Annotated in this window: 16 protein-coding genes, 6 tRNA genes and 1 pseudogene; 9 read left to right on the forward strand and 14 right to left on the reverse strand. The window is 62.0% G+C overall.

Annotated features, from left to right (window positions below):
- Positions 1 to 23: 23 nt before the first annotated feature.
- The 3 genes from rapZ to hprK are packed head-to-tail and all read right to left on the reverse strand — an operon-like array spanning position 24 to position 2,763.
- Complete coding sequence (rapZ, locus tag B5E66_RS09560) at positions 24 to 887, reverse strand: RNase adapter RapZ (protein ID WP_087232177.1); 864 nt, start codon at positions 885 to 887, stop codon at positions 24 to 26.
- A gap of 20 nt (positions 888 to 907) precedes the next feature.
- Positions 908 to 1,816 (reverse strand): UDP-N-acetylmuramate dehydrogenase, encoded by a 909-nt coding sequence (gene murB, locus B5E66_RS09565; RefSeq protein WP_446718511.1) that lies wholly within the window; start codon positions 1,814 to 1,816, stop codon positions 908 to 910.
- An 11-nt stretch (positions 1,817 to 1,827) separates the two neighbouring features.
- Positions 1,828 to 2,763, reverse strand: coding sequence for an HPr(Ser) kinase/phosphatase (gene hprK, locus B5E66_RS09570; RefSeq protein WP_087232088.1), 936 nt, complete (start codon positions 2,761 to 2,763; stop codon positions 1,828 to 1,830).
- A gap of 310 nt (positions 2,764 to 3,073) precedes the next feature.
- On the opposite strand from hprK, the gene B5E66_RS09575 reads away from it, so the two are divergent.
- The 3 genes from B5E66_RS09575 to B5E66_RS09585 are packed head-to-tail and all read left to right on the forward strand — an operon-like array spanning position 3,074 to position 6,917.
- On the forward strand, positions 3,074 to 4,879 hold the full coding sequence (locus tag B5E66_RS09575; protein ID WP_087232091.1) for a Na/Pi cotransporter family protein: 1,806 nt from the start codon (positions 3,074 to 3,076) through the stop codon (positions 4,877 to 4,879).
- The gene (locus tag B5E66_RS09580) at positions 4,879 to 5,568 is read left to right on the forward strand and encodes a response regulator transcription factor (RefSeq protein WP_087232094.1); all 690 of its coding nucleotides are present in this window, start codon (positions 4,879 to 4,881) and stop codon (positions 5,566 to 5,568) included. Before B5E66_RS09575 ends, B5E66_RS09580 begins: the two co-directional genes overlap by 1 nt.
- Complete coding sequence (locus tag B5E66_RS09585; RefSeq protein ID WP_087232097.1) at positions 5,565 to 6,917, forward strand: sensor histidine kinase; 1,353 nt, start codon at positions 5,565 to 5,567, stop codon at positions 6,915 to 6,917. Before B5E66_RS09580 ends, B5E66_RS09585 begins: the two co-directional genes overlap by 4 nt.
- 5 nt (positions 6,918 to 6,922) lie before the next feature.
- On the opposite strand, the gene B5E66_RS09590 is transcribed toward B5E66_RS09585, so the two are convergent.
- Complete coding sequence (locus B5E66_RS09590; protein ID WP_087232101.1) at positions 6,923 to 7,897, reverse strand: hypothetical protein; 975 nt, start codon at positions 7,895 to 7,897, stop codon at positions 6,923 to 6,925.
- A gap of 126 nt (positions 7,898 to 8,023) precedes the next feature.
- On the opposite strand from B5E66_RS09590, the gene B5E66_RS09595 reads away from it, so the two are divergent.
- On the forward strand, positions 8,024 to 9,241 hold the full coding sequence (locus B5E66_RS09595) for a MalY/PatB family protein (RefSeq protein ID WP_087232103.1): 1,218 nt from the start codon (positions 8,024 to 8,026) through the stop codon (positions 9,239 to 9,241).
- A 53-nt stretch (positions 9,242 to 9,294) separates the two neighbouring features.
- Here B5E66_RS09595 and B5E66_RS09600 read toward each other — a convergent pair.
- From B5E66_RS09600 to pfkB, 3 genes are all read right to left on the reverse strand, one after another.
- Positions 9,295 to 9,377, reverse strand: a tRNA-Leu gene (locus B5E66_RS09600).
- Positions 9,378 to 9,512: 135 nt separating this feature from the next.
- A complete protein-coding gene (locus tag B5E66_RS09605; protein WP_087232106.1) occupies positions 9,513 to 10,478 on the reverse strand; it encodes a poly(ethylene terephthalate) hydrolase family protein in 966 nt (321 codons plus the stop codon).
- 9 nt (positions 10,479 to 10,487) lie between these two features.
- Positions 10,488 to 11,405, reverse strand: coding sequence for a 1-phosphofructokinase (pfkB, locus tag B5E66_RS09610; protein ID WP_087232109.1), 918 nt, complete (start codon positions 11,403 to 11,405; stop codon positions 10,488 to 10,490).
- A 237-nt stretch (positions 11,406 to 11,642) separates the two neighbouring features.
- Between pfkB and B5E66_RS09615 the strand changes: the two genes are divergently transcribed.
- The 3 genes and pseudogenes from B5E66_RS09615 to B5E66_RS09625 all read left to right on the forward strand — a co-directional run bounded on the left by B5E66_RS09615 (position 11,643) and on the right by B5E66_RS09625 (position 13,604).
- Positions 11,643 to 12,443, forward strand: a complete 801-nt coding sequence (locus B5E66_RS09615; RefSeq protein WP_087232112.1) for a GNAT family N-acetyltransferase — start codon at positions 11,643 to 11,645, stop codon at positions 12,441 to 12,443.
- Between the two features lie 13 nt (positions 12,444 to 12,456).
- Complete coding sequence (locus B5E66_RS09620) at positions 12,457 to 12,783, forward strand: hypothetical protein (RefSeq protein WP_087232115.1); 327 nt, start codon at positions 12,457 to 12,459, stop codon at positions 12,781 to 12,783.
- A 185-nt stretch (positions 12,784 to 12,968) separates the two neighbouring features.
- Positions 12,969 to 13,604: pseudogene (locus B5E66_RS09625) on the forward strand (CatA-like O-acetyltransferase).
- Positions 13,605 to 13,669: 65 nt separating this feature from the next.
- On the opposite strand, the gene B5E66_RS09630 reads toward B5E66_RS09625, so the two are convergent.
- The 7 genes from B5E66_RS09630 to B5E66_RS09660 all read right to left on the reverse strand — a co-directional run bounded on the left by B5E66_RS09630 (position 13,670) and on the right by B5E66_RS09660 (position 17,915).
- The gene (locus B5E66_RS09630) at positions 13,670 to 15,565 is read right to left on the reverse strand and encodes an ABC transporter ATP-binding protein (RefSeq protein WP_087232118.1); all 1,896 of its coding nucleotides are present in this window, start codon (positions 15,563 to 15,565) and stop codon (positions 13,670 to 13,672) included.
- Entirely contained in the window at positions 15,562 to 17,343 is a 1,782-nt protein-coding gene (locus tag B5E66_RS09635) for an ABC transporter ATP-binding protein (RefSeq protein WP_087232121.1), read from the reverse strand. The genes B5E66_RS09630 and B5E66_RS09635 overlap by 4 nt, the downstream gene beginning before the upstream one ends.
- Before the next feature lie 175 nt (positions 17,344 to 17,518).
- Positions 17,519 to 17,594: transfer RNA gene (locus B5E66_RS09640), tRNA-Gly, on the reverse strand.
- A 3-nt stretch (positions 17,595 to 17,597) separates the two neighbouring features.
- Positions 17,598 to 17,673 (reverse strand) — tRNA-Phe (locus tag B5E66_RS09645).
- A gap of 4 nt (positions 17,674 to 17,677) precedes the next feature.
- Positions 17,678 to 17,754, reverse strand: a tRNA-Asp gene (locus B5E66_RS09650).
- A 3-nt stretch (positions 17,755 to 17,757) separates the two neighbouring features.
- Positions 17,758 to 17,833: transfer RNA gene (locus B5E66_RS09655), tRNA-Val, on the reverse strand.
- 6 nt (positions 17,834 to 17,839) lie between these two features.
- A tRNA-Gly gene (locus tag B5E66_RS09660) sits at positions 17,840 to 17,915 on the reverse strand.
- Positions 17,916 to 18,133: 218 nt separating this feature from the next.
- Here B5E66_RS09660 and B5E66_RS09665 point away from each other — a divergent pair.
- Together B5E66_RS09665 and gltA are read left to right on the forward strand one after the other, a co-directional pair.
- On the forward strand, positions 18,134 to 18,976 hold the full coding sequence (locus B5E66_RS09665) for a sulfide/dihydroorotate dehydrogenase-like FAD/NAD-binding protein (protein WP_087232124.1): 843 nt from the start codon (positions 18,134 to 18,136) through the stop codon (positions 18,974 to 18,976).
- A 2-nt stretch (positions 18,977 to 18,978) separates the two neighbouring features.
- The gene (gene gltA, locus B5E66_RS09670) at positions 18,979 to 20,382 is read left to right on the forward strand and encodes an NADPH-dependent glutamate synthase (RefSeq protein WP_087232127.1); all 1,404 of its coding nucleotides are present in this window, start codon (positions 18,979 to 18,981) and stop codon (positions 20,380 to 20,382) included.
- Positions 20,383 to 20,594 lie beyond the last annotated feature (212 nt).

Consider the following 20,594-nt stretch of genomic DNA (forward strand, 5'->3'; position numbering starts at 1 on the left):
TTGGTCTACTCCTTTGTTTCTGTTCAGCGGGCGGCGTCGCGGTGCTGGATGCTGACGGCATAACCCTGCTGCTGGCAATATTCCGCGATCTTGCGGGCAAAGGTGATGGAGCGGTGCTTGCCCCCGGTGCAGCCCACCGCAATGGTCAAGGCGCTTTTCCCCTCCTTGACATAGAGAGGCAGGGCGTAGGCCAGCAGGTATTCGATGCGGGCCAGCAGTTCCCGGGACTGGGCAAAGCTCATGACATAGTCCACCACTTCCTGCTCCATGCCGGTCTTGTGCTTGAGTTCGGGCACATAGAAAGGGTTGGGCAGGCAGCGCACATCCAGCACCAGGTCCGCCTCCCCCGGCAGCCCGAACTTGAAGCCGAAGGACATGACGGTCAGCCGCATGGCGGCCTTGGCCCCGCCACCCGGCACAAACAAATCACAGATCCGCTCTTTGTTCTGGGCGGTGGACAAAAGGCTGGTGTCGATGATATAGTCGGCGCGGTCCTGCAGGGGACGCAGGATCTCCCGCTCCTTGGCCAGTGCTTCCTGGGTGGAGATGTTCTCGGCCAGGCTGATGGGATGGCGGCGGCGGGTCTCTTTGTAGCGGCGGCGCAGCACATCGTCCGATGCGTCCAAAAACAGGATCTTATAGGGGGTCTGCTGCAGATCCAGCTGGTCCAGCGCCTCCAGGATCTCCTGCTGCGAGTGGCACCCGCGGACATCCATCGAGATGGCCACCCGATCCAGCTGGCTGTCGCCCGCCCGGGAAAAGGCCACGATCTTGGGCAGCAGCCGGGCCGGGATGTTATCCATACAGAAAAAGCCGATATCTTCCAGCGCATTCATTGAGACAGATTTGCCCGAGCCCGAAAGCCCGCTCACGATCAACAGCTCCATAGCCGCCTCCCCGGTTCCTTTCAGCATTCCACTACCCGGATCTCTTTTTCCAGGGTATAGCCGGTCTGTTCTTTCACGATCTGCTGCACTTCCCGGCACAGGGCCAGCACATCCGCACAGGTGGCGCCCCCCAGGTTGACCACAAAGCCGCAGTGTTTTTCACTGATGGCGGCCCCGCCGTGGCGGTGGCCCCGCAGGCCGCACTGTTCGATCAGCGCGCCCGCGAAAGCGCCCACAGGCCGCTTGAAGGTGCTGCCTGCGCTGGGTTTGTCCAGGGGCTGCTTGTCGCGGCGTCGGCCCATCAGTTCATCCATCCTGGCGCGGATGGCCGCCGGGTCCCCTGCCTCCAGCCTGACCTGTGCCGACAGGATGCAGCCACCGTTCGATTCAAAAATGCTGTGGCGGTAGCCCAGATCCAGACCCTCGGCGGGGGCCTCCTCGATCTGCCCTTCGGCGGTCAGATACCGCACCGAGAGCAGGACGTCTTTCATCTCGCCGCCATAGGCGCCTGCATTCATATACACTGCGCCCCCCACCGTGCCGGGGATGCCATAGGCGAACTCCAGCCCGGCAAGGCCGACCTCCCAGGCGGCGGTGCACAGGGCGCTCAGGGGCAGGCCGGCCGGAGCGGTCAGGGTGTTCCCTTCCCGGCGGACGCCGCCCTTCATGCCGGCCAGGCAGATGACCGCGCCGGCCCAGCCCTTGTCTCCAAACAGGACGTTGCTGCCGTTGCCCAGGATGTAGTAAGGCACCGCAAGCTCCCTACACAGGGCCACGGCGGCGCACAGCTGCGCTTCGTCCGCAGGCTGTACAAACACGGCCGCCGGCCCGCCGATTTTAAAGGTGGTGTGGCCTGCCAGAGGTTCCTGTTCCCTATAAGGCAGGGCGGCTGCCTCCAGCCGCTCCTTCAATGTTTGTATCTGCTCCAAAATCCCACTCCTCAGTCCATGGTGGCATCCAGACCCAAACGGATCAGCAGCTCCTTGGCTGCATTGTAGCCCATCTTTTTCTGGCGGTTGTTGATGGCCGCAGTTTCCAGCACAACGGCCAGGTTGCGCCCGGGAGACACCGGGATGGCGGTGCTGGGGATCTTGACCCCCAGGATCTCGTAATACTCCGTCTCCAGGCCGGTGCGCTGGTAGTTCTTGCTGGGGTCCCAGGCCTCCAGCTGCACCACAAAGTCCACCGTCTCGGTCACCTTGACGGCACCCACGCCGTACACCCGGGCCACGTTGACGATGCCCACGCCCCGCAGCTCGATGAAGTGGCGGATGTTCTCGGGGGCGGTGCCCATGATCTGCCGGTTGGACACCTTGCGCAGCTCGACGGCGTCATCCGCCACCAGACGGTGGCCCCGCTTGACCAGCTCGATGGCCAGCTCGCTCTTGCCGATGCCGCTGTCGCCCAGGATCAGGATACCTTCGCCGTACACCTCCACCAGAACGCCATGGCGGGTGATGCGGGGCGCCAGCTCCATATTCAGCACGCTGAGCAGGCTGCCCATCAAAACGCAGGTGGCCTCATTGGAACGCAGCAGCGCCACCTTGTATTTCTGGGCCAGCTCCAGCATCTCGGGGAACGGGGCCAGCTCGTCGCTGCGGGAGACGATCACCGCCGGGGGCATGGCCCCAAATAGGTGGTCCAGCGCTTCATAGCGGCGCTCGGGGGTCTGCACCGACAAAAAGTTCATCTCGGCCAGGCCCATGATCTGCAGCCGCAGGTTGTCAAAATACTCATAGTACCCTGCCAGGAACAGGCCCGGGCGGTTGACCTCCGCGATCTCCACATGGATCTGGCTGAGCTCGCGGGGGGTGTAGACCACCTCCATGTTGACCCGCTCAGACAGTTTGGCCAGCGATACGGTAAAATTTTCCATCCTTATATCCTCCCTGGTAACAGGCTGTGCAGTCTGTCCGTTTCGGTCGGGATTTGCAGGCTGTGCGCAATTTCCCATTTTTTATATTATAATCAAAACAGGACGGGATTACAATTCCCCCGCCTGCAATTTTCACCGCTTGTACAAAAGGGTCTTTGCCTGTATACTATATTTGGAAAGTCGGTATTTATGTAAGATTTTCTTTACTTTAATTTTACATTGGGCCGATTTCGCATTTTACATCCCAAGGACTATACTCAGAACAGGTACAGGTAAATTTTTTGTAAAACCGCAGAAACGAGGACAAAACATGAACATTACGCACGTATTTTCCCTGCTTGGCGGCTTGGCATTGTTCCTATATGGCATGGATCTGATGGGAAAATCCCTGGAGCGGCAGGCCGGCAGCCGGCTGCAAAAGATCCTCAGCCGCCTGACCGACAACCCCTTCAAGGGCTTTCTGCTGGGCCTTGCGGTCACCGCTGTGATCCAGAGCTCCAGCGCCACCACCGTGATGGTGGTAGGCTTTGTCAACAGCGGCATCATGCAGCTGCACCAGGCCGCCGGCATCATCATGGGCAGCAACGTGGGCACCACCGTCACCAGCTGGCTGCTCAGCCTCACCGGCCTGGAGGGAGACAGCCTGCTGATCCAGCTGTTCAAACCCTCCACCTTCAGTCCGCTTTTGGCATTCATCGGCATCCTGCTGTTCATGTTCGGCGGCGAGAAGAAAAAAGGGATCGGCGGCATCCTGATCGGCTTTGCCATCCTGATGACCGGCATGACCGCCATGTCCGACGCCGTCTCCCCGCTGGAGAATGAGCCCTGGTTCACCGAACTGTTCGTCCGCTTCTCCAATCCCATTCTGGGCGTGCTGGTGGGCGCTTTGGTCACCGCTGTGATCCAGAGTTCCAGCGCCAGCGTGGGCATTCTGCAGGCCCTCAGTTCCACCGGCGTCATCACCTACGGCAGCGCCATCCCCATCATCATGGGCCAGAACATCGGCACCTGCGCCACCGCCCTCATCTCCTCGGTGGGCACCAACAAGAACGCCCGCCGTGCGGCCATGATCCACCTTTACTTCAACGTCATCGGCGTGACGGTCTTTCTCGTCCTTTTCTACGGCCTCAACGCGGTGTTCCACTTCAGCTTCATCACCGACGTCATCGCCCCCTGGGGCATCGCGGTGGTGCACACCGCCTTCAATCTGGGGGCCACTGCCCTCCTGCTGCCCTTTACCGGGCTGCTGGAGCGTCTGGCCTGCCTGACCATCCCCGACGATGAAAAGAAGGAAAAGTTCGCATTGCTGGACGAGCGTCTGCTGAACACCCCCTCGGTGGCGGTGGAGCAGGCCCGTTCGGTCACCTCCGAGATGGCGGAAATGGCCCGTTCCGGCGTCCTCCAGGCCATGAGCCTGACCCACCGGTGGGACGCCGACCTGGCCCAGAAAGTGCGGGAGCAGGAAAAGCAGGTGGACCGCTACGAGGACGCGCTGGGCACTTACCTGGTCAAGCTGTCGGGCCACGAACTGAACCACGACGACAGCCAGCAGGTGAACACCCTGCTGCATACCATAAGCGATTTTGAGCGGATCAGCGACTATTCGCTCAACCTGCTGCTGTCGGCCCAGGAGATCCACGACAAGGAGATCACCTTCTCCGCCGATGCGCAGGAAGAGCTGAGCGTGCTGGAAGATGTGGTGCAGGATCTGCTGAACCGCACCACCGAGGCCTTCCGTCAGAACGACCTGCACCTGGCCAGCAAGGTGGAACCCATGGAGTCGGTGCTGGGCGAACTGGTGCGGGCCATCAAGGCCCGGCACATCGCGCGGCTGCAGGCGGGCAGCTGCTCGATCCACTATGGCTTTGTGCTGGACGACCTTCTGACCAGCTACTCCCGCATCTGCGCCCATTGCAGCAATGTGGCGGTGGCCCAGATCGAAGTGGCCCAGGACAGTTTTGATACCCACGCATACCTGTCCGACCTGCGGCACAACAAGGCCGCCGAGGAGAGCAAGGCCTTCCAGCGGCGTGTGGACCGCTACCGGGCCCGGTACAGGTTTCCCCAGGATGAGGCAGCCGGCGGCGGACCGGACGACAAGAAGGAGGAATTTTGATGATCTACATTGTTGAGGACGACGCTTCCATCCGGGAGCTGGAGCAGTACGCGCTCCAGTCCAGCGGATACGATGTCAAGTCGTTCGAGGAACCCGAGGCCTTCTGGCAGGCCATGCGGATCACTGAGCCGGAGCTGGTGATCCTGGATGTCATGCTGCCGGGGGAGGACGGCTTTTCGATCCTGAAAAAGCTCCGCGGCACCCCTGCCCTGCGCCAGCTGCCCATCATCATGGTCACCGCCAAATCCAGCGAGCTGGACACGGTGCGGGGGCTGGACTGCGGCGCCGACGATTATATCACCAAGCCTTTCGGCATCATGGAGTTCCTCAGCCGTGTGCGGGCCGCTCTGCGGCGTTCGGCCCCGCCGGCCAAACCCAACGTCTACACCTTCCACGAGCTGATGCTGGACAACGCCCGCCACAGCGTGACGGTCAACGGCACCCCGGTGGACCTGACCTATAAAGAATACAGTCTGCTGCGCCTGCTGCTGGAAAACACCAACCTGGTGGTCACCCGGGAGACCATCCTGCAGGTGGTGTGGGGCACCGACATTTCGGTGGAGAGCCGCACGGTGGATATGCACATCCGTACCCTGCGCAAAAAGCTGGGCAGCGCCGGCAGCTATATCCTGACTGTGCGCAAGGTGGGCTACAAGCTGGCAGACAGTGAGGAGGGCGCCGAGGAATGAAGACCCGCAGCATGGAGGAGACCATCTGCCGCCGGCTGTACCTGATGGGCCTGCTCAGTCTGGTGCTGGCGGTGGCAATGTGCGTCTTTGTCTTTCACAGGGCCTTCACCATGCAGGCCTGGCGTGCCCTGGAGAACGAATCCTCCATCGTGGCCGCCCAGTACTCCTACGACCCCAAAGGCCTCAACGCCCTGGACCTGAACAACGTCCGGGTGACCCTGATCTCTCCCGCGGGCGAAGTGCTGTACGAATCCACCGAGGCCGACGAACAGGAGCAGATGGAAAACCATCTCTCCCGCCCCGAGGTGCAGCAGGCCTTCGCCGGCGGCTCCGGCCAGGACATCCGGGATTCCGCCACCACCGGCTATGAGACCTATTACTATGCGGTGCTGCTCCCGGACGGCAACGTCCTGCGCACCAGCCAGGATGCCGAGACCATCTGGTCCCTTTACAATGCGGCGCTGCCCGCCATCCTGGTCAGCTGCTTTGTGATCATGGGCATCGCCGCCCTGCTGGCCGGGTTTTTGACCCGCCGGCTGGTGCAGCCCATGCTGCAGATGGCCGAAGATCTGGACCATATCCAGGAGAACGTCCCCTACCGGGAGCTGGTCCCCTTTGCCGACGCCATCTATTCCGACCGCAGTATGCGGGAGAGCAACGAAAAAATGCGCCAGGAGTTCACGGCCAACGTCAGCCACGAACTCAAGACGCCTTTGACCAGTATTTCGGGCTATGCCGAGATGATCGAGACCGGGCTGGCTCGTCCTGAAGATGTGGCTTCCTTTGGACAGAAGATCCACAGCGAGGCCAGCCGGATGCTCCGCCTGGTGAACGACATCATCCAGCTGTCCCATCTGGATGCCTCGGGCAGCACCCATGACTCCCCTTCCATGGAGCCGGTGGACCTGTCGGTGATCGCCAAAGAGTGCGCCGAGCGCCTGATGGTCAACGCCCGCCGCTCCTATGTCACCCTGAGCTGCAGGGGGGAGAGCGTCCAGGTGATGGGCTCGCCCAGCCTGCTGGAGGAGCTGTGCCAGAACCTGTGCGACAACGCCATCCGCTACAACCGGCCGGGGGGCAGGGTGCTGCTGGAGACCGGCTGCACCAAAGAGGGCCACCCCTATCTTTCGGTCCAGGACAACGGCATCGGCATTCCCAAGGAGGCGCAGTCCAGCGTCTTTGAGCGGTTTTACCGGGTGGACAAGAGCCGCAGCAAAGCCACCGGCGGCACCGGCCTGGGGCTGGCCATCGTCAAACAGATCGCCCGCATCCACAAAGCCCGCATCCGCCTGGAAAGCGAGGTCAACGCAGGCACCACCGTCACCATCACCTTCGAGGCCATCCATTGACCCTTTCAGTATACTTTCACGCTTGTCCGCAGCTGCGGGCAGGCGTTTTTTGCTGGGTCCAGGGCGGCGCCGGGTCCCAGCGCCAGGGCCTGCCGGGCGCCCAGTCCCAGCAGATCCTGTCCGGCCGCCCAGCGCTCGGCCAGCAGCCGGCTGCATACGCTGCCCAGACGGTCCAGCATTTCCTGGGTGGGGGCGGCGCTGCCCGGGCCGGTCTGGCAGTCCAGCCGGACCGCAAAGCTCCCCTCCTCCGTCCTTTCCACGCTCAGCAGCGGACGCCGCAAAATCAGAGGCCGCTCCCCCAGCCAGAAGGCAAACGACTCTCCGCGGCCGGTCAGCAGCCTGTAAGCGGCGGTGGGCTCCGCCTCCCACAGCGCCTGTTCCTGCTCCGAAAGGAACAGCCCCTCCGGCAAAAGGACCGCGTCTCCCTCCCCCAGATCCAGCACCGGCAGCAGCAAAGCTCCCCGGCTGCCCGCCTCGTACAGCCGGGGGCTGGCCTTCCGGGCCTGCTTGAGGGTCTGCAGCAGCCCGGTCAGCAGCGAACCGCCCTCCTCCGTCTCCTCGGAGAGCCGGGCGCAGGTGAAGGTGCAGGCCGCCACCAAAGCGCTGGTCCGGCCGCAGCGGCGCTCCAGCACCAGCGCCTCATAGCTGCGCAGGGCATCCCAGCCGCCGCCGGGCATCAAAAGCAGATGGTCGCACAGGCGGTAGTTGGGGTCCAGGGGAAGGGCGCTCTCCGCGTTCTGCATGGCGCGCTCCAGGCTGCTCCCCTGGGCCGCTGCAAAGCGGATGCCATCCGAAGCCTCCGCCGAATCCGCCGAACCCTCGGGGGCCTGGTACAGCAGCCCCACCGTCCAGCCCGAAGGGCCCGGCTCCAAAAGCAGAGCGCGCACCATACTTTTGGCGGCGGTGTCGCTGCGGGCAAAGGCGAGACAGAACACCCCCAGCAAAACCGCTGCCAGGCAGCGCAGGGCTCGGTTTGGCATCCAGGCCACCTCCTCATCCGTTTTTCTCAGTATGCGCAGGGGGCGGCGGAATATGCGCCCATTGACCCGCCCGCCGGGCTGTGCTACACTGGAATCAGTAGTTTGTGACCAAAGGAGGAATGCCCTATGCAATACGATTTCACTTCCATCCTGAACCGCAGCGGCAAAGACGCCCTGGCACTGGACAGCCTGGGCCATAACCCCGGCTTTGCCCCTGATGCGCCCCAGCCCGGTTTCGACCCCATCCCCATGTGGGTGGCGGACATGAACTTTCCCACCGTGCCCACCGTTCCCCAGGCCCTGATCGAGCGGGCCAGCCACCCCGCTTACGGCTATTTCAGCCCCGCCGACGCCTATTATGACGCCATCATCCGCTGGCACGTCACCCGCAACGGATGCGACCCCGCCCTGCTGACCCGGGACTGCATCGGCTACGAAAACGGGGTGCTGGGCGGCGTGGTCAGCGCCCTGACCAGCTTTGCCAACCCCGGCGACCCGGTGCTGGTGCACAGCCCCACTTACATCGGCTTCACCAAATCGCTGTCCAACAACGGTTTTTCCATCGTCCACTCTCCCCTGGTGCGGGATGCGCAGGGGGTCTGGCGGATGGACTATGACGATATGGAGCGCAAGATCCGGGAGAACCACATCCATGCAGCCATCCTGTGCAGTCCCCACAACCCCTGCGGCCGGGTATGGGAGCGCTGGGAGCTGGAGCGGGCCATGGAGATCTACAAGGCCAACCACTGCGTGGTCATCTCGGACGAGATCTGGTCCGACATCCTGCTCAACGGTCACAAGCACACCCCCACCCAGAGCATCAGCGCTGACGCCCGCAGCCGCACCATCGCCCTGTATGCCCCCAGCAAGACCTTCAACCTGGCGGGTCTGGTGGGCAGCTACCACATCATCTACGACCCCTATCTGCGGGACCGGTGCCGTGCCAAGAGTTCCAAGTGCCATTACAACGACATGAACGTCCTGTCCATGCATGCGCTGATCGGCGCCTACCAGCCCGAGGGCTATGTCTGGGTGGACGAGCTGTGCCAGGTGCTCAGCGGCAACATCAACTTTGCCTGCGACTACATCCGCGACCACTTTCAGGGTGTGGAGGTGTCCAGGCCCGAGGGCACCTATATGCTGTTTGTGGACTGTTCGCAGTGGTGCCAGGCCCACGGCAAGACCATCGAGGACGTGGAAAAGGCCGCCTGGGCGGTGGGCGTAGCCATCCAGGACGGCCGGATGTTCCATGGCCCCTGCTCGGTGCGGATGAATCTGGCCCTGCCCTTCTCCCGGGTGGAGGAGGCCTTCCACCGGCTGGACAAATACGTCTTCAACGCATAAACCGGACGCACACTGAAAGGCCCGGATGCATACAGCATCCGGGCCTTTGTTTGTGGTGCGGGAGAAGAGGGTCGAACTCTCACTCTTTCGGAACTGGTGCCTAAAACCAGCGCGTCTGCCATTCCGCCACTCCCGCATGGAGACAGCCGGCACAGCGTTTTTCCGGTTTCTCAGATACACCCTAGTCTACCAATCCGGGCGGGAATTGTCAATCCATATTTTTGCCGCAGAAAGCACCCGGCCTCCTGGAAGGCGGCCGGGCGCTGTTTTTTCAGATGTTTTTTTCGACGTCCTGCCAGTAGGGATTGTGCGCCAGCTCGGCGTCCGGGCCAAAAAAGGCTTCCCCCGCCTGGGCATCTCCCTGCAGCCAGTGCATAAACCAGGCGGTCATGTAGCCGTCCGCCCAGGGCAGCATCTCGGCGTGGTCCGCTCCCATGCGCCGCGCCCGCACCTTGGGGGTGGCGTCGGGGACGTTTTTATAGTTTTCCTCCTGGGACCACAGGGGCGAGATGGACAGCTCCTGGGCCTGCTGGGCCACTTCGTCGGTGCCGCCCCCGCCCGCATCCAGCAGGCCGGTGCCTGCCGCCATCAGGTATGGGATCCGAATCTGGGAGACATCGTATGCCCAGTTCAAGGTCTGGGCGTAAAGGCTGGAAGGGGTGCTGGCGGTGTACAGCGCTTTGTAGCGGAAACCGTTGTCCTGTGTTGTCACCGCGTTGATGGCTCCGATGGCCCCCTGGGAGTGCCCCGCAGCGCCCACCCGTTCCAGGTCCAGTTTGTGGTAAAAGACGGTGCTGGGGTTCTCGTTCAGGTCCTCCAGCAGCTCGATGCCGGCATCGGCGTCGGCGCCGCTCCAGGAATTCTGCTGTTCGTTGCCCACCACCACAAAGCCCCAGGAAGCCAGGTGCTCAAAGATGGGGGTATAGCGGGAGGCCGCCACCCCGGTGCCGTTGCACATCATCACAACGGGCCAGGTCCGGTCCTGCTCTGCCATAGCCTCGGGATACCAGATCTCATACCGGCCCACCGACAGAAGATCCGCCGCCGGGTACTCGGCATAGGCCACCTCATAGTCCCCCATGGCGGTGTACTTTTCTTCCAGAGGGCCGCCGGTGACGGTCTGGACGTAATAGTCCTGCGCCACCGAAGGGGCGTCCGTTTTCCAGTCCTCCACCGCCCCCAGTACTGCCACCGCCACCGTTGCGGCAATGGCGATCCGTTCCAATGTTTCGATCATCGTTTCACCTCATGCATCATGTTGCAGCGTCCGCAGCAGCCGGTCGATGCCGGCCCGGTCGGCCAGGCCCAGGCTGAAAGCGGTGGCGCTGCCGCAGGCCGTTCCCAGCCTGAGGGCACAGGCATAGTCGCCGGACTGCAGCCAGCCGGCCAAAAAGCCCGCCAGCATACTGTCCCCTGCCCCCACGCTGTTGACCACCCGGCCCTGGGGACAGCCCATCCGGTGGACCGCGCCTGTCTCGTCCACCAGCAAAGCGCCGTCCCCCGCCATGCTCACCAGCACATTGCGGGCGCCCTGCTGCTGCAAACCGCGGGCCGCCGCTTCGATCTCCGTTTGGGTGGTCAGGGGCCGGCCCGCCAGGGCGGTCAGCTCGCAGTGGTTGGGCTTGATCAGGAACGGCCGTGCCGGCAGCACCGCCGCCAGCGCTTCCCCGGCCGTGTCCACGGCCGCCCGGATGCCCCGGCCCGCCAGCCTGTCCAGAATGCGGCGGTAAGTATCGGAGGGCAGGTCGCCCGGCAGGCTGCCGGCCAGCACCAGGATGTCTCCCTCCCGCAAGGCATCCAGCTTGGCATACAGCTGCTCCATCGCCTCGGGTGTGATGTCCGGGCCGCGTCCGTTGAGTTCCGATTCGGTCTGCGCCTTGATCTTGACGTTGATGCGGGTCATCCCGCCGGGTAGATGGATCCAATCGGTGTGCAGGCCCTGCGCCTGCAGTCCCTGCTCCAGCCAGCTGCCGGTGGCTCCAGCCACAAAGCCCAAAGCCACGCTGGGACAGTCCAGACGGGCCAGCATCAGGGATACATTGATCCCTTTGCCGCCGAACTGGTAGTCCTCCTGCGCAGAACGGTTGACCTGCCCCGGCACAAAAGGCCCGTCGGTCCGGACCACATAGTCGATGGCAGGGTTAAACGTTACGGTGTAGATCATGCTGCGTCCTCCTTGGGGTGCGTCCGGCCAGGCGCAGGAACACCGCACCCGGTATCCGTGCCATCCGGCTTTTCCGATCCGCCCCAGAGCTTTTTGGATTTCCTCTATTGTACCAGTCTGCCCGGTCCCTGTAAATAATCTTGGGCAAAATTCACAAATGGCAACCCTAGCCCTTTCTCTTTCCGGGCGGATGTGTTAGAATCAGGACAATGAATCCATGTCAAGGAGGAGATCCCGATGCCCTTCACCGACCGAAGCATCCTGCAGGCCGCCATGGCACAATCCGCCATCGATGTGGCCTGCCGCCCGGAAGACTTTGCAAAGCAGGAAAACGTCATCGTGCGGTCCAAAGCAGACCCGCGGGCCCGCAAATATCTGAGCCTGCCCTTTGACTGTCACCTGATCTCTTACGGAAGCAACATCGTGGCGTCGGTCCGTGCGGACTGCCGCCCCATTGTGGAGCCGTTCATCCGCAGCTATCCGGCCGAGCACTGTTTCGAGACCCCCAACCTCCATGTATTGAACGACGCCCTGCAGCAAAAGGGGCTGCGGGTCTGTTTTATGGCGGAATACTTTCTGCCCAGACTGGAGCGGTTGCAGCCTCTGGACTGTCCCCTTCCCTGCAGGGAGCTGCATCCGGAGGACTTTGTCCCGCTCTACACCGATGCATGGAGCAACGCCCTCTGCGCCCGGCGCAAGGAACTGGACGTCCTGGGGATAGGCGCTTACGATGGCGGCCGTCTGGTGGGGCTGGCGGCCTGCTCGGCCGACTGCGACTCCATGTGGCAGATCGGGATCGACGTACTGCCCGCATACCGCCGTCAGGGCATCGCCTCCGCCCTGACCAGCCGGCTGGCACTGGCCATCCTGGAGCGGGGCAAAGTCCCCTTTTACTGCGCCGCCTGGTCCAACATCAAATCGGTGCGCAACGCCATACGCAGCGGCTTCCTCCCCGCCTGGGTAGAACTGACCGCCAAAAGCGTCTCCTTTGTGGATGAGCTCAACCGCCGGGGCGCTTCCTCCGTGTCCGGCCTCTGAAAGGAGCACTGCCATGAATCCTCCTCTCCTGTGGACCATGCGCCTGGCCGCCGTGGCCCTGCTGCTGGGCAGCTTTCCGGTACGGCAAGTCTGGGGCCCCGTCCCCTGTGACATCATGCGGCTGGGCGGTTTTCTGCTGGTGCTCCTGCTGGCTGTCCGGGCCTGGATCGCGTGGCGGGGCAAGCCCGGCCCAAAGCAGGGTACCCTGGGCCGCGATCTTTTCTTTTTGTCGGGGGCCCTGTTCTTTCTCAGCGGGTGGCTGGGCGGATCGCCTTCTTTTTATGCGGTAGGTTTGTGCTTTTTTGTCCTGGGGCTGAACGCCGGCCGGGAGGACAAATAGGCCGTTTACAATCCCCGGTGTGGGTGTTACAATAAGCACAGCACACAGGATGGGAGGTGTGACATATGAAACAGGGCCTTGATGCCCCTCCATGCAAAGCCTGAGATCTTTTGCATGGAGCCTATGCACGATCCCGGGACTTTGCAGTTCTGTTGCCAAGCCACAGATCGCAAAGGAGGATCAAGATGCACAAACAGATCATCGACCTGGACAGCTGGGACCGAGGCCAGCTTTTTTCCTTTTACATCCACGAAATGCCCATCGTCATGAGTCTGACGGTGGATGTGGACGCAGCGCCGCTCGTTTCGTTTGCAAAGCGGCACGGCCTGCGGTTTTACCCCGCCATGATCTGGGCGGTTTCCAAGGTGGTCAACGCCCACGACGAGTTCAAATACGGATGGGACCCGCAGGGCCGTCTGATCCGGTGAGACTGCGTCTTTCCCAGCTACGCCGATTTCCATAAGGAGGACCAGCGGTTCACCAAGCTGGTCACCCCCTACACAGAAGACCTTTTTGCCTTCCATGCCCGCTTTCTTGCGGACAAGGAGCGCTTTGCACAGGACCGGGGCATCCTGCCCGGCCAGCCTCCCAACTTCTTCGATGTGTCCTGCCTGCCCTGGGTGCGGTACCGCCACTTTGACGTCCACGTCTTTGACCAGGGCCGGTTCCTGGCCCCGGTGATCACCTGGGGCCGCTTCGAGCCGGAGGGCAGCAAGCTGGTCCTGCCCCTGACCATGAATATCCATCACGCCGTGGCGGACGGGTTCCATCTGTCCCGGTTCTTTAACGAGGTGCAGCAGCTCATTTATACCATGGCCTGACCTCAAGTTTCCCCGCAAACCACACAGCCCCCCGCCGGCTTTCCCGGCGGGGGGCGTTTTTTGCATCAGCGGGCGGTTTCTTTTCGCATCTGCTCTTTATGGTACTGCAACGTATAAAGCTGGTAGTAGCGGCCCCGCTTTTCCAGCAGCTGCTGGTGGGTGCCCTGCTCCAGGATGCGGCCATGTGAGAGGACGATGATGTTGTCGGCGTGCTGGATGGTGGACAGCCGGTGGGCCACGATCAGCATGGTGCCCACCGAGCGCATCTTCTCCAGAGAGTCCTGGATCAGCAGCTCGGTCTCGGTGTCGATGTTGGCGGTGGCCTCGTCCAGGATCATCACGGCAGGCTCATGCAGGATGGTGCGGGCAAACGAGATCAGCTGCCGCTGGCCCGCCGAAAAGTTGTTGCCGCGCTCCCGCACCGGCTCGTCCAGGCCGCCCTCCAGCTTGTCGATGAAGTGGTCGGCATTGACATAGCGGCACACCTCCAGGATCCGCTGGTCGGGCACATCCTCCATCCGCAGGACGATGTTGCTGCGGATGGTGCCCGAGAACAGGAACACATCCTGCAGCATCTGGCCGAAGTGGCTGCGGATGCAGGAGATCTTGATCTTGCGGATGTCCACCCCATCGATGAGGATCTGCCCTTTCTGGAACTCATAATTGCGGCAGATCAGGGACAGGATGGTGCTCTTGCCCGAGCCGGTGGAGCCCACAAAGGCCACCGTCTGGCGGGGGGATACATGGAAGGAGACCCCCTGGAGCACCCATTCCCCGGGCACATAGCTGAACCACACATCCCGGAATTCGATATCCCCCTGGATCACAGGCAGGTCGATGGCATCGGGAGCGTCCACCATGGTGGGCTTGAGGTCCAGGATGGAAAAGACTTTCTCGGAAGAAGCCATGGCCGACTGCAGCCAGTTGAACTGCTCGGCCAGGTTCTGGATGGGGTTGTAGAACTTGGAGATGTACATATAAAAGGTGACGATGGTGCCTCCCGAGATGGTCTGTCCCAAAAAGGAATGGCCGTCCAGGTAGCCCATGCCGCCCAGATAGAACAGGCACAGCACCGAACTGATGTACAGCATATACACCAAAGGCCGGAAGACGCCGAACACAAAGATCTCGTCCCGCTTGGCCTTGCCCAGCGCCTCGCTGCGGCGGCGGAAGTCCTCCATCCGCATATCCTCCCGGCCAAAGATCTGGGTGATCTTGATGCCCGACAGGTTTTCGGACAGATAGGTGTTGATGTCGGTGGTGCAGTCCTTGACCCGGCGGTAGGCCCGGCGGGAGAACCGCCGGAAAATGACGGTGAACAGGACGATGAAGGGCACAAAGCAGAGGACCATCAGGGTCAGCTCATAGTTGACCAGCAGCATGGCGCCCAGGATGCCCAAAATGACAAAGCAGTTCTTTGCCAGGTTGACCAGAAGGTTTGTGAACATCATCGAGATGGCGTTGGTGTCGTTGGTGACACGGGTCACCAGCTTGCCCACCGGGATCTCGTTGAGCTGCTGGTGGGAGAGGGACTCGATGTGGGTGAACAGATCCTCCCGCAGGTCCGAGATGATCCGCTGGCCCGCCTTTTGCAGGATGACCGCCTGGAAATAGGAGCTGACCATCGAAAACACCAGCACGCCGGCGTATACCGCCACCGTGGCAAACAGGCTGCGGAGGGCGAAGTCCCCCACCAGCATCTCCTCCACATAGCCCACGATGAGGGGCGACACGATATCGTAGACGATGGAGAACAGCATCAGCAGGCCCGCCACTACAAAGCTGCCCAGATAGGGCCGGGCGTAATGGGCCAGCCGCCGGACGATCTCGCCGTCCGAGATGTTGCGCTCAAAGCCCATGGAAGTCTTTTTGTCCTTGACCAGGGCGTAGGCCAGGATCAGCAGCGCCGACACGCCGCCGATCAGGCCGCCCGCCAGCCAAAGCGGATTCAGTTGGATCATTGATTTCCACCTCCCAGCTCGTCCTCCAGCCGCTGCAGATCCACCATCTTGCGATAGTCGGGGCAGCGCTGGTACAGAGCGGCATGGCTGCCCACGTCCACCACACGCCCGTCGTCGATGAACACGATCTTGTCCATCTGCTCCACCGTCGAGATGCGGTGCGCGATGAGGATGGTGGTCTTGCCTGCGCGCTCCCGATTGAGGTTTTCCAGGATGACCTTTTCGGTGCGGGTATCCACCGCCGACACCGAATCGTCCAGGATCAGGACAGGGGCGTCCAGCAGCAGGGCCCGGGCGATCGAGATGCGCTGCTTCTGTCCGCCCGAGACGGTGACGCCGCGCTCGCCCAGAATCGTGTTGTAGCCCTCCTTGAAAGCGGCTACGTTGTCATGCACATCGGCCATCCGGGCCGCGTGCTCGATCTCCGCCTGGCCGGCGGCGTCCACGCCAAAGGCGATGTTGTGGGAAATGGTGTCCGAAAAGAGGAAGTTGTCCTGAGGCACATAGGCGCAGGCCGAGCGCACCGACCGGATCGACAGGGTGTTCACATCCTGGCCGTCCATCCAGAGGGTGCCGTCGGGCACATTGTAGATCCGCAGGATCAGGTCCACCAGGGCGGTCTTGCCCGCACCGGTCTTGCCCACGATGCCCACACGCTCTCCGCTGTGGATGGTAAAGGAGATGTCCCGCAGCACATCGTATTCCCCGTCGGGATAGCGGAAGGTCAGGTGCCGGAACTCGATCTCCCCTTTGGGGTCGGTCAGATCCCGGACGCCGGGCCGGTCGGCCACATCCACCGGAGCATCCAGCAGCTCACTGATGCGGTTGAGGGACGCCTTGCCCCGGGAGGTCTTTTCGATCAGCATGGACACCGCCATGATGGGCCACACGATGGCGGAAAAGTAGCCGATGTACTCCACCAGCTGTCCGGCATTGAACCGTCCTGTATAGACAAGATACCCGCCATAGCCCAGGATGACGCAGGTGACCGACTCCACAAAGAGGGTGATGAGGATATTCAGCAGGGTGGCGATGCGGGTATAGATGACGTTGATCTCCTCATTTTCGCGGTTCAGTTTGCGGAATGCCAGCAGCTCCCGGGTCTCCTTGACAAACGCCTTGACCACCGCAATGCCCGAAAAGTTTTCCTGGGCAAAGTCGGACAGGTCCGCAAAGGCCTGCTGCCGCTCCTCCCAGCGGCGGGTCAGCACCCGGCTCACCATGCTGCCCACCAGGAACATCAGGAAGGCGGGGATCATGGCCATCATGGTCAGGGAGCGGTCCATCTGCCACATCTTGATAAAGGCGAGCAGCCCCAGAAACAGCGCGTCGCAGAACATCAGCACGCCGTCCCCAAAGCACTCCTGGATGGTCTCCAGATCGTTGGTGTATAGGCTCATCAGGTTGCCCACCTTGTTCACCTGGTAATAGGACTGGGACAGGTCCTTGCTGTGGTCGAACATCCGGTTGCGCAGGTCGGTCTCCACCCGGATGGCCGCTCCAAAAAAGCAGATGCGCCACAAAAACCGGCCGATCACCATGGATACGATGATGCCGATCATGGGCATACAGATATTCTGCATCAGCACCTGGGCGGTAAAGGTTACCGGCGCCCCTCCCACCAGCACCTGCCCGCTGTTGATCCCGTTGATCAGCATCCGGTACAGCTCAGGAATGATCAGCTGCATATAGTCCACCAGGATCAGCGCCGCCACGCCCAGCAGCAGGGCCGGGGCGTTTTTGAGGTAATAGCGGTTGATGTATTTGCCAAAGATCACAGTTGTTCCTCCTTGTCTTTCCGGGCCCCAACAGCCCGTTTTTCTGCCTGGCCGCCCACGCAGTTCTACCAGTATATCCCCCGCGGGCGGACTTTGTCAACACTGCCCGAAAGGACAGGAAAACAGAAACGCCGGCATCTGCGCTTAGGCGCTGATACCGACGTTTCTGTCTGTTTGGAGCGGCCGACGAGGCTCGAACTCGCTACCTCCACCTTGGCAAGGTGGCGCTCTACCAGATGAGCTACGGCCGCATATGGTGCCTCCGATCGGAATCGAACCAATGACACGGGGATTTTCAGTCCCCTGCTCTACCAACTGAGCTACAGAGGCATAATGGCGACCCGGATCGGGCTCGAACCGACGACCCCCAGCGTGACAGGCTGGTGCTCTAACCAACTGAGCTACCGGGCCACATGGTGGAAGTTAACGGGCTCGAACCGCTGACCCTCTGCTTGTAAGGCAGATGCTCTCCCAGCTGAGCTAAACTTCCATGCAATGGAGCGGCCGACGAGGCTCGAACTCGCTACCTCCACCTTGGCAAGGTGGCGCTCTACCAGATGAGCTACGGCCGCACACTCCATGTGCCGTGCCGGTCTGCGGGACCGGCGACGAGCAATATTATACCTGAGTTTGGGCCGGTTGTCAACACCAAATTTCAGCTTTTTCCGCAAACCCCCGGTTTGCATTGCAATATCCCTCAAAAAACTGTATAATAAAAATCAGATTTGCAGCAGAGGGGCTGCATCCCCCTGCGGGAATGGAATCAACAGTATATAAAGGAGTTGTCACAATGTATAGGATCACGCAGAAGGTCGAGCTGAACCCCACGGTGACCAAACTCGTCATCGAGGCGCCTCTGATCGCACAAAAGGCGCAGCCGGGCCAGTTCATCATCGTGCGCCCGTTTGAGGACAGCGAGCGCATCCCCCTGACGGTGGCCGGCTATGACCGGCAGACCGGCACGGTGGACATCATCTTCCAGATCGTAGGCGGCACCACCATGGAGCTGAACTCCCTGAAAGCAGGCGACTGCGTCCACGACTTTGTGGGTCCCCTGGGCCGCCCCACCGAGACCGACGGCCTGAAGAAGGTCTGCGTGGTAGGCGGCGGCGTGGGCTGCGCCATCGCTCTGCCCGTGGCCCGCAAGCTGCATGAGCAGGGATGCGTGGTGCACAGCGTTATCGGCTTCCGCTCCAAGGACCTGCTGATCCTGGAGGACGAGTTTGACGCCTGCAGCGACGAGCTGCGTGTGATGACCGACGACGGCAGCTACGGCACCAAGGGCGTGGTCACCGCTGCTCTGGAGGAGCTGATCAACGCCGGCAACCAGTACGACGAAGTGATCACCATCGGTCCGCTGATCATGATGAAGTTTGTGGTCAAGACCTGCCAGAAATACGGCATCAAGAGCGTCGTGTCGATGAACCCCATCATGATCGACGGCACCGGCATGTGCGGCGGCTGCCGTCTGACCGTGGGCGGCAAGACCAAGTTCGCCTGCGTGGACGGCCCCGATTTCGACGGCGACCTGGTGGATTTTGACGAGGCAATGGCCCGGGGCGCCATGTACCGCCCCTTTGAGGCCCATGCCCGCGAGGAAGCCTGCAACCTGCTGCATATGGAGGTAAAGTGACCATGGCCTTTAATATGGACCCCAAGAAGTGCCCCATGCCCACCCAGGACCCCAGCGTCCGCAACAAGAATTTCAGCGAGGTGGCTCTGGGCTATACCGCAGAGATGGCCGTCAACGAGGCCAAGCGCTGCATCCACTGCAAGAACAAGCCCTGCGTGGAGGGCTGCCCTGTGGGCATCAAGATCCCCGATTTCATCGCCCAGGTCGCCGAGGGCAACTTCGAGGCCGCCTACCAGATCATCAGCCAGGACTCTTCCCTGCCAGCCGTCTGCGGCCGTGTCTGCCCCCAGGAGAGCCAGTGCGAAGGGCGCTGCACCCGCGGCATCAAAAACGAGCCGGTGGGCATTGGCCGCCTGGAGCGGTTCGTAGCCGACTGGCACCGGGAGAACGTCCACACCGACCCCGCAGTGCCCGCTCCCAACGGTCACAAGGTGGCTGTCATCGGCGCAGGTCCCGCGGGCCTGACCGCCGCCGGCGACCTGGCCAAGATAGGCTACAAGGTCACCGTCTACGAGGCGCTGCACGTGGCGGGCGGCGTGCTGATGTACGGCATCCCCGAGTTCCGTCTGCCCAAAGCCATCGTCCAGCAGGAGATCGACGGCCTGAAAGCCATGGGCGTGGATTTCGAGTGCAATATGGTCATCGGCAAGGTGCTGACCATCGACGAGCTGATGGGCCAGTACGGCTATGAGGCCGTGTTCATCGGCTCGGGCGCGGGCCTGCCCCGGTTCATGGGCATCCCGGGCGAGAGCCTGAAGGGCGTCTACTCGGCCAACGAGTTCCTGACCCGTTCCAACCTGATGAAGGCCTACCTGCCCAACAGCAAGACCCCCATCTACGTGGGCAAAAAGGTGGCCGTGGTGGGCGGCGGCAACGTGGCCATGGATGCCGCTCGCAGCGCCCTGCGTCTGGGCGCCGAGCAGGTGTACATCGTCTACCGCCGCGGTATGGAGGAGCTGCCCGCCCGCAAGGAGGAGATCGAGCACGCCGAGGAGGAGGGCATCATCTTCAAGACCCTCACCAACCCCGTGGAGATCCACGGCGACGAAAACGGCTTTGTCAAGGCCATCACCTGCATCCAGATGGAGCTGGGTGAGCCCGACGCCTCCGGCCGCCGCCGCCCCATCGAGGTCCCCGGCAGTGAGTTCACTCTGGAGATGGATACCGTCATCATGAGCCTGGGCACCAGCCCCAATCCCCTGCTGCGGGCCACCACACCCGGCCTTGAGACCAACCGGCACGGCTGCATCGTCACCGGCGGCGACGACGGCGATACCAGCCGCGAGGGCGTCTATGCCGGCGGCGACGCGGTCACCGGCGCAGCCACCGTCATCAAGGCCATGGGCGCCGGCAAAGCTGCCGCCAAGGCCATCGACCAGTACATCAAAACCAAAGCGAAGGGGTAAAATCCCCGGACCTTTTCAGTTTTGACAAGAACAGTGAAATGAACACTGCTCTACTGGACGAGCTGCTGAGCCAGTAAAATCTGCCTTTTAAGCGCCCTGTGCCGTGCAAAACCGGCCCGGGGCGCTTTTCTTTTTATCGTCAACTCTTGCGTAAAGCTCTTGACACACCTCCCACAAAGTGCTATATTTGTCTCATAAAGATACAAATATAT

The sequence above is a fragment of the Faecalibacterium sp. An121 genome (genome assembly GCF_002160915.1).
GTDB classification, from domain to species: Bacteria; Bacillota; Clostridia; order Oscillospirales; family Ruminococcaceae; genus Faecalibacterium; species Faecalibacterium avium.

What these genes read in the sequence shown, in the direction of transcription:
- rapZ (WP_087232177.1), bottom strand. Translation starts at nt 887, where the DNA reads ATGGAGCTGTTGATCGTGAGCGGGCTTTCGGGCTCGGGCAAATCTGTC.
- hprK (WP_087232088.1), bottom strand. Translation starts at nt 2,763, where the DNA reads ATGGAAAATTTTACCGTATCGCTGGCCAAACTGTCTGAGCGGGTCAAC.
- B5E66_RS09575 (WP_087232091.1), top strand. Translation starts at nt 3,074, where the DNA reads ATGAACATTACGCACGTATTTTCCCTGCTTGGCGGCTTGGCATTGTTC.
- B5E66_RS09580 (WP_087232094.1), top strand. Translation starts at nt 4,879, where the DNA reads ATGATCTACATTGTTGAGGACGACGCTTCCATCCGGGAGCTGGAGCAG.
- B5E66_RS09585 (WP_087232097.1), top strand. Translation starts at nt 5,565, where the DNA reads ATGAAGACCCGCAGCATGGAGGAGACCATCTGCCGCCGGCTGTACCTG.
- B5E66_RS09590 (WP_087232101.1), bottom strand. Translation starts at nt 7,897, where the DNA reads ATGCCAAACCGAGCCCTGCGCTGCCTGGCAGCGGTTTTGCTGGGGGTG.
- B5E66_RS09595 (WP_087232103.1), top strand. Translation starts at nt 8,024, where the DNA reads ATGCAATACGATTTCACTTCCATCCTGAACCGCAGCGGCAAAGACGCC.
- B5E66_RS09605 (WP_087232106.1), bottom strand. Translation starts at nt 10,478, where the DNA reads ATGATCGAAACATTGGAACGGATCGCCATTGCCGCAACGGTGGCGGTG.
- pfkB (WP_087232109.1), bottom strand. Translation starts at nt 11,405, where the DNA reads ATGATCTACACCGTAACGTTTAACCCTGCCATCGACTATGTGGTCCGG.
- B5E66_RS09615 (WP_087232112.1), top strand. Translation starts at nt 11,643, where the DNA reads ATGCCCTTCACCGACCGAAGCATCCTGCAGGCCGCCATGGCACAATCC.
- B5E66_RS09620 (WP_087232115.1), top strand. Translation starts at nt 12,457, where the DNA reads ATGAATCCTCCTCTCCTGTGGACCATGCGCCTGGCCGCCGTGGCCCTG.
- B5E66_RS09630 (WP_087232118.1), bottom strand. Translation starts at nt 15,565, where the DNA reads ATGATCCAACTGAATCCGCTTTGGCTGGCGGGCGGCCTGATCGGCGGC.
- B5E66_RS09665 (WP_087232124.1), top strand. Translation starts at nt 18,134, where the DNA reads ATGTATAGGATCACGCAGAAGGTCGAGCTGAACCCCACGGTGACCAAA.
- gltA (WP_087232127.1), top strand. Translation starts at nt 18,979, where the DNA reads ATGGCCTTTAATATGGACCCCAAGAAGTGCCCCATGCCCACCCAGGAC.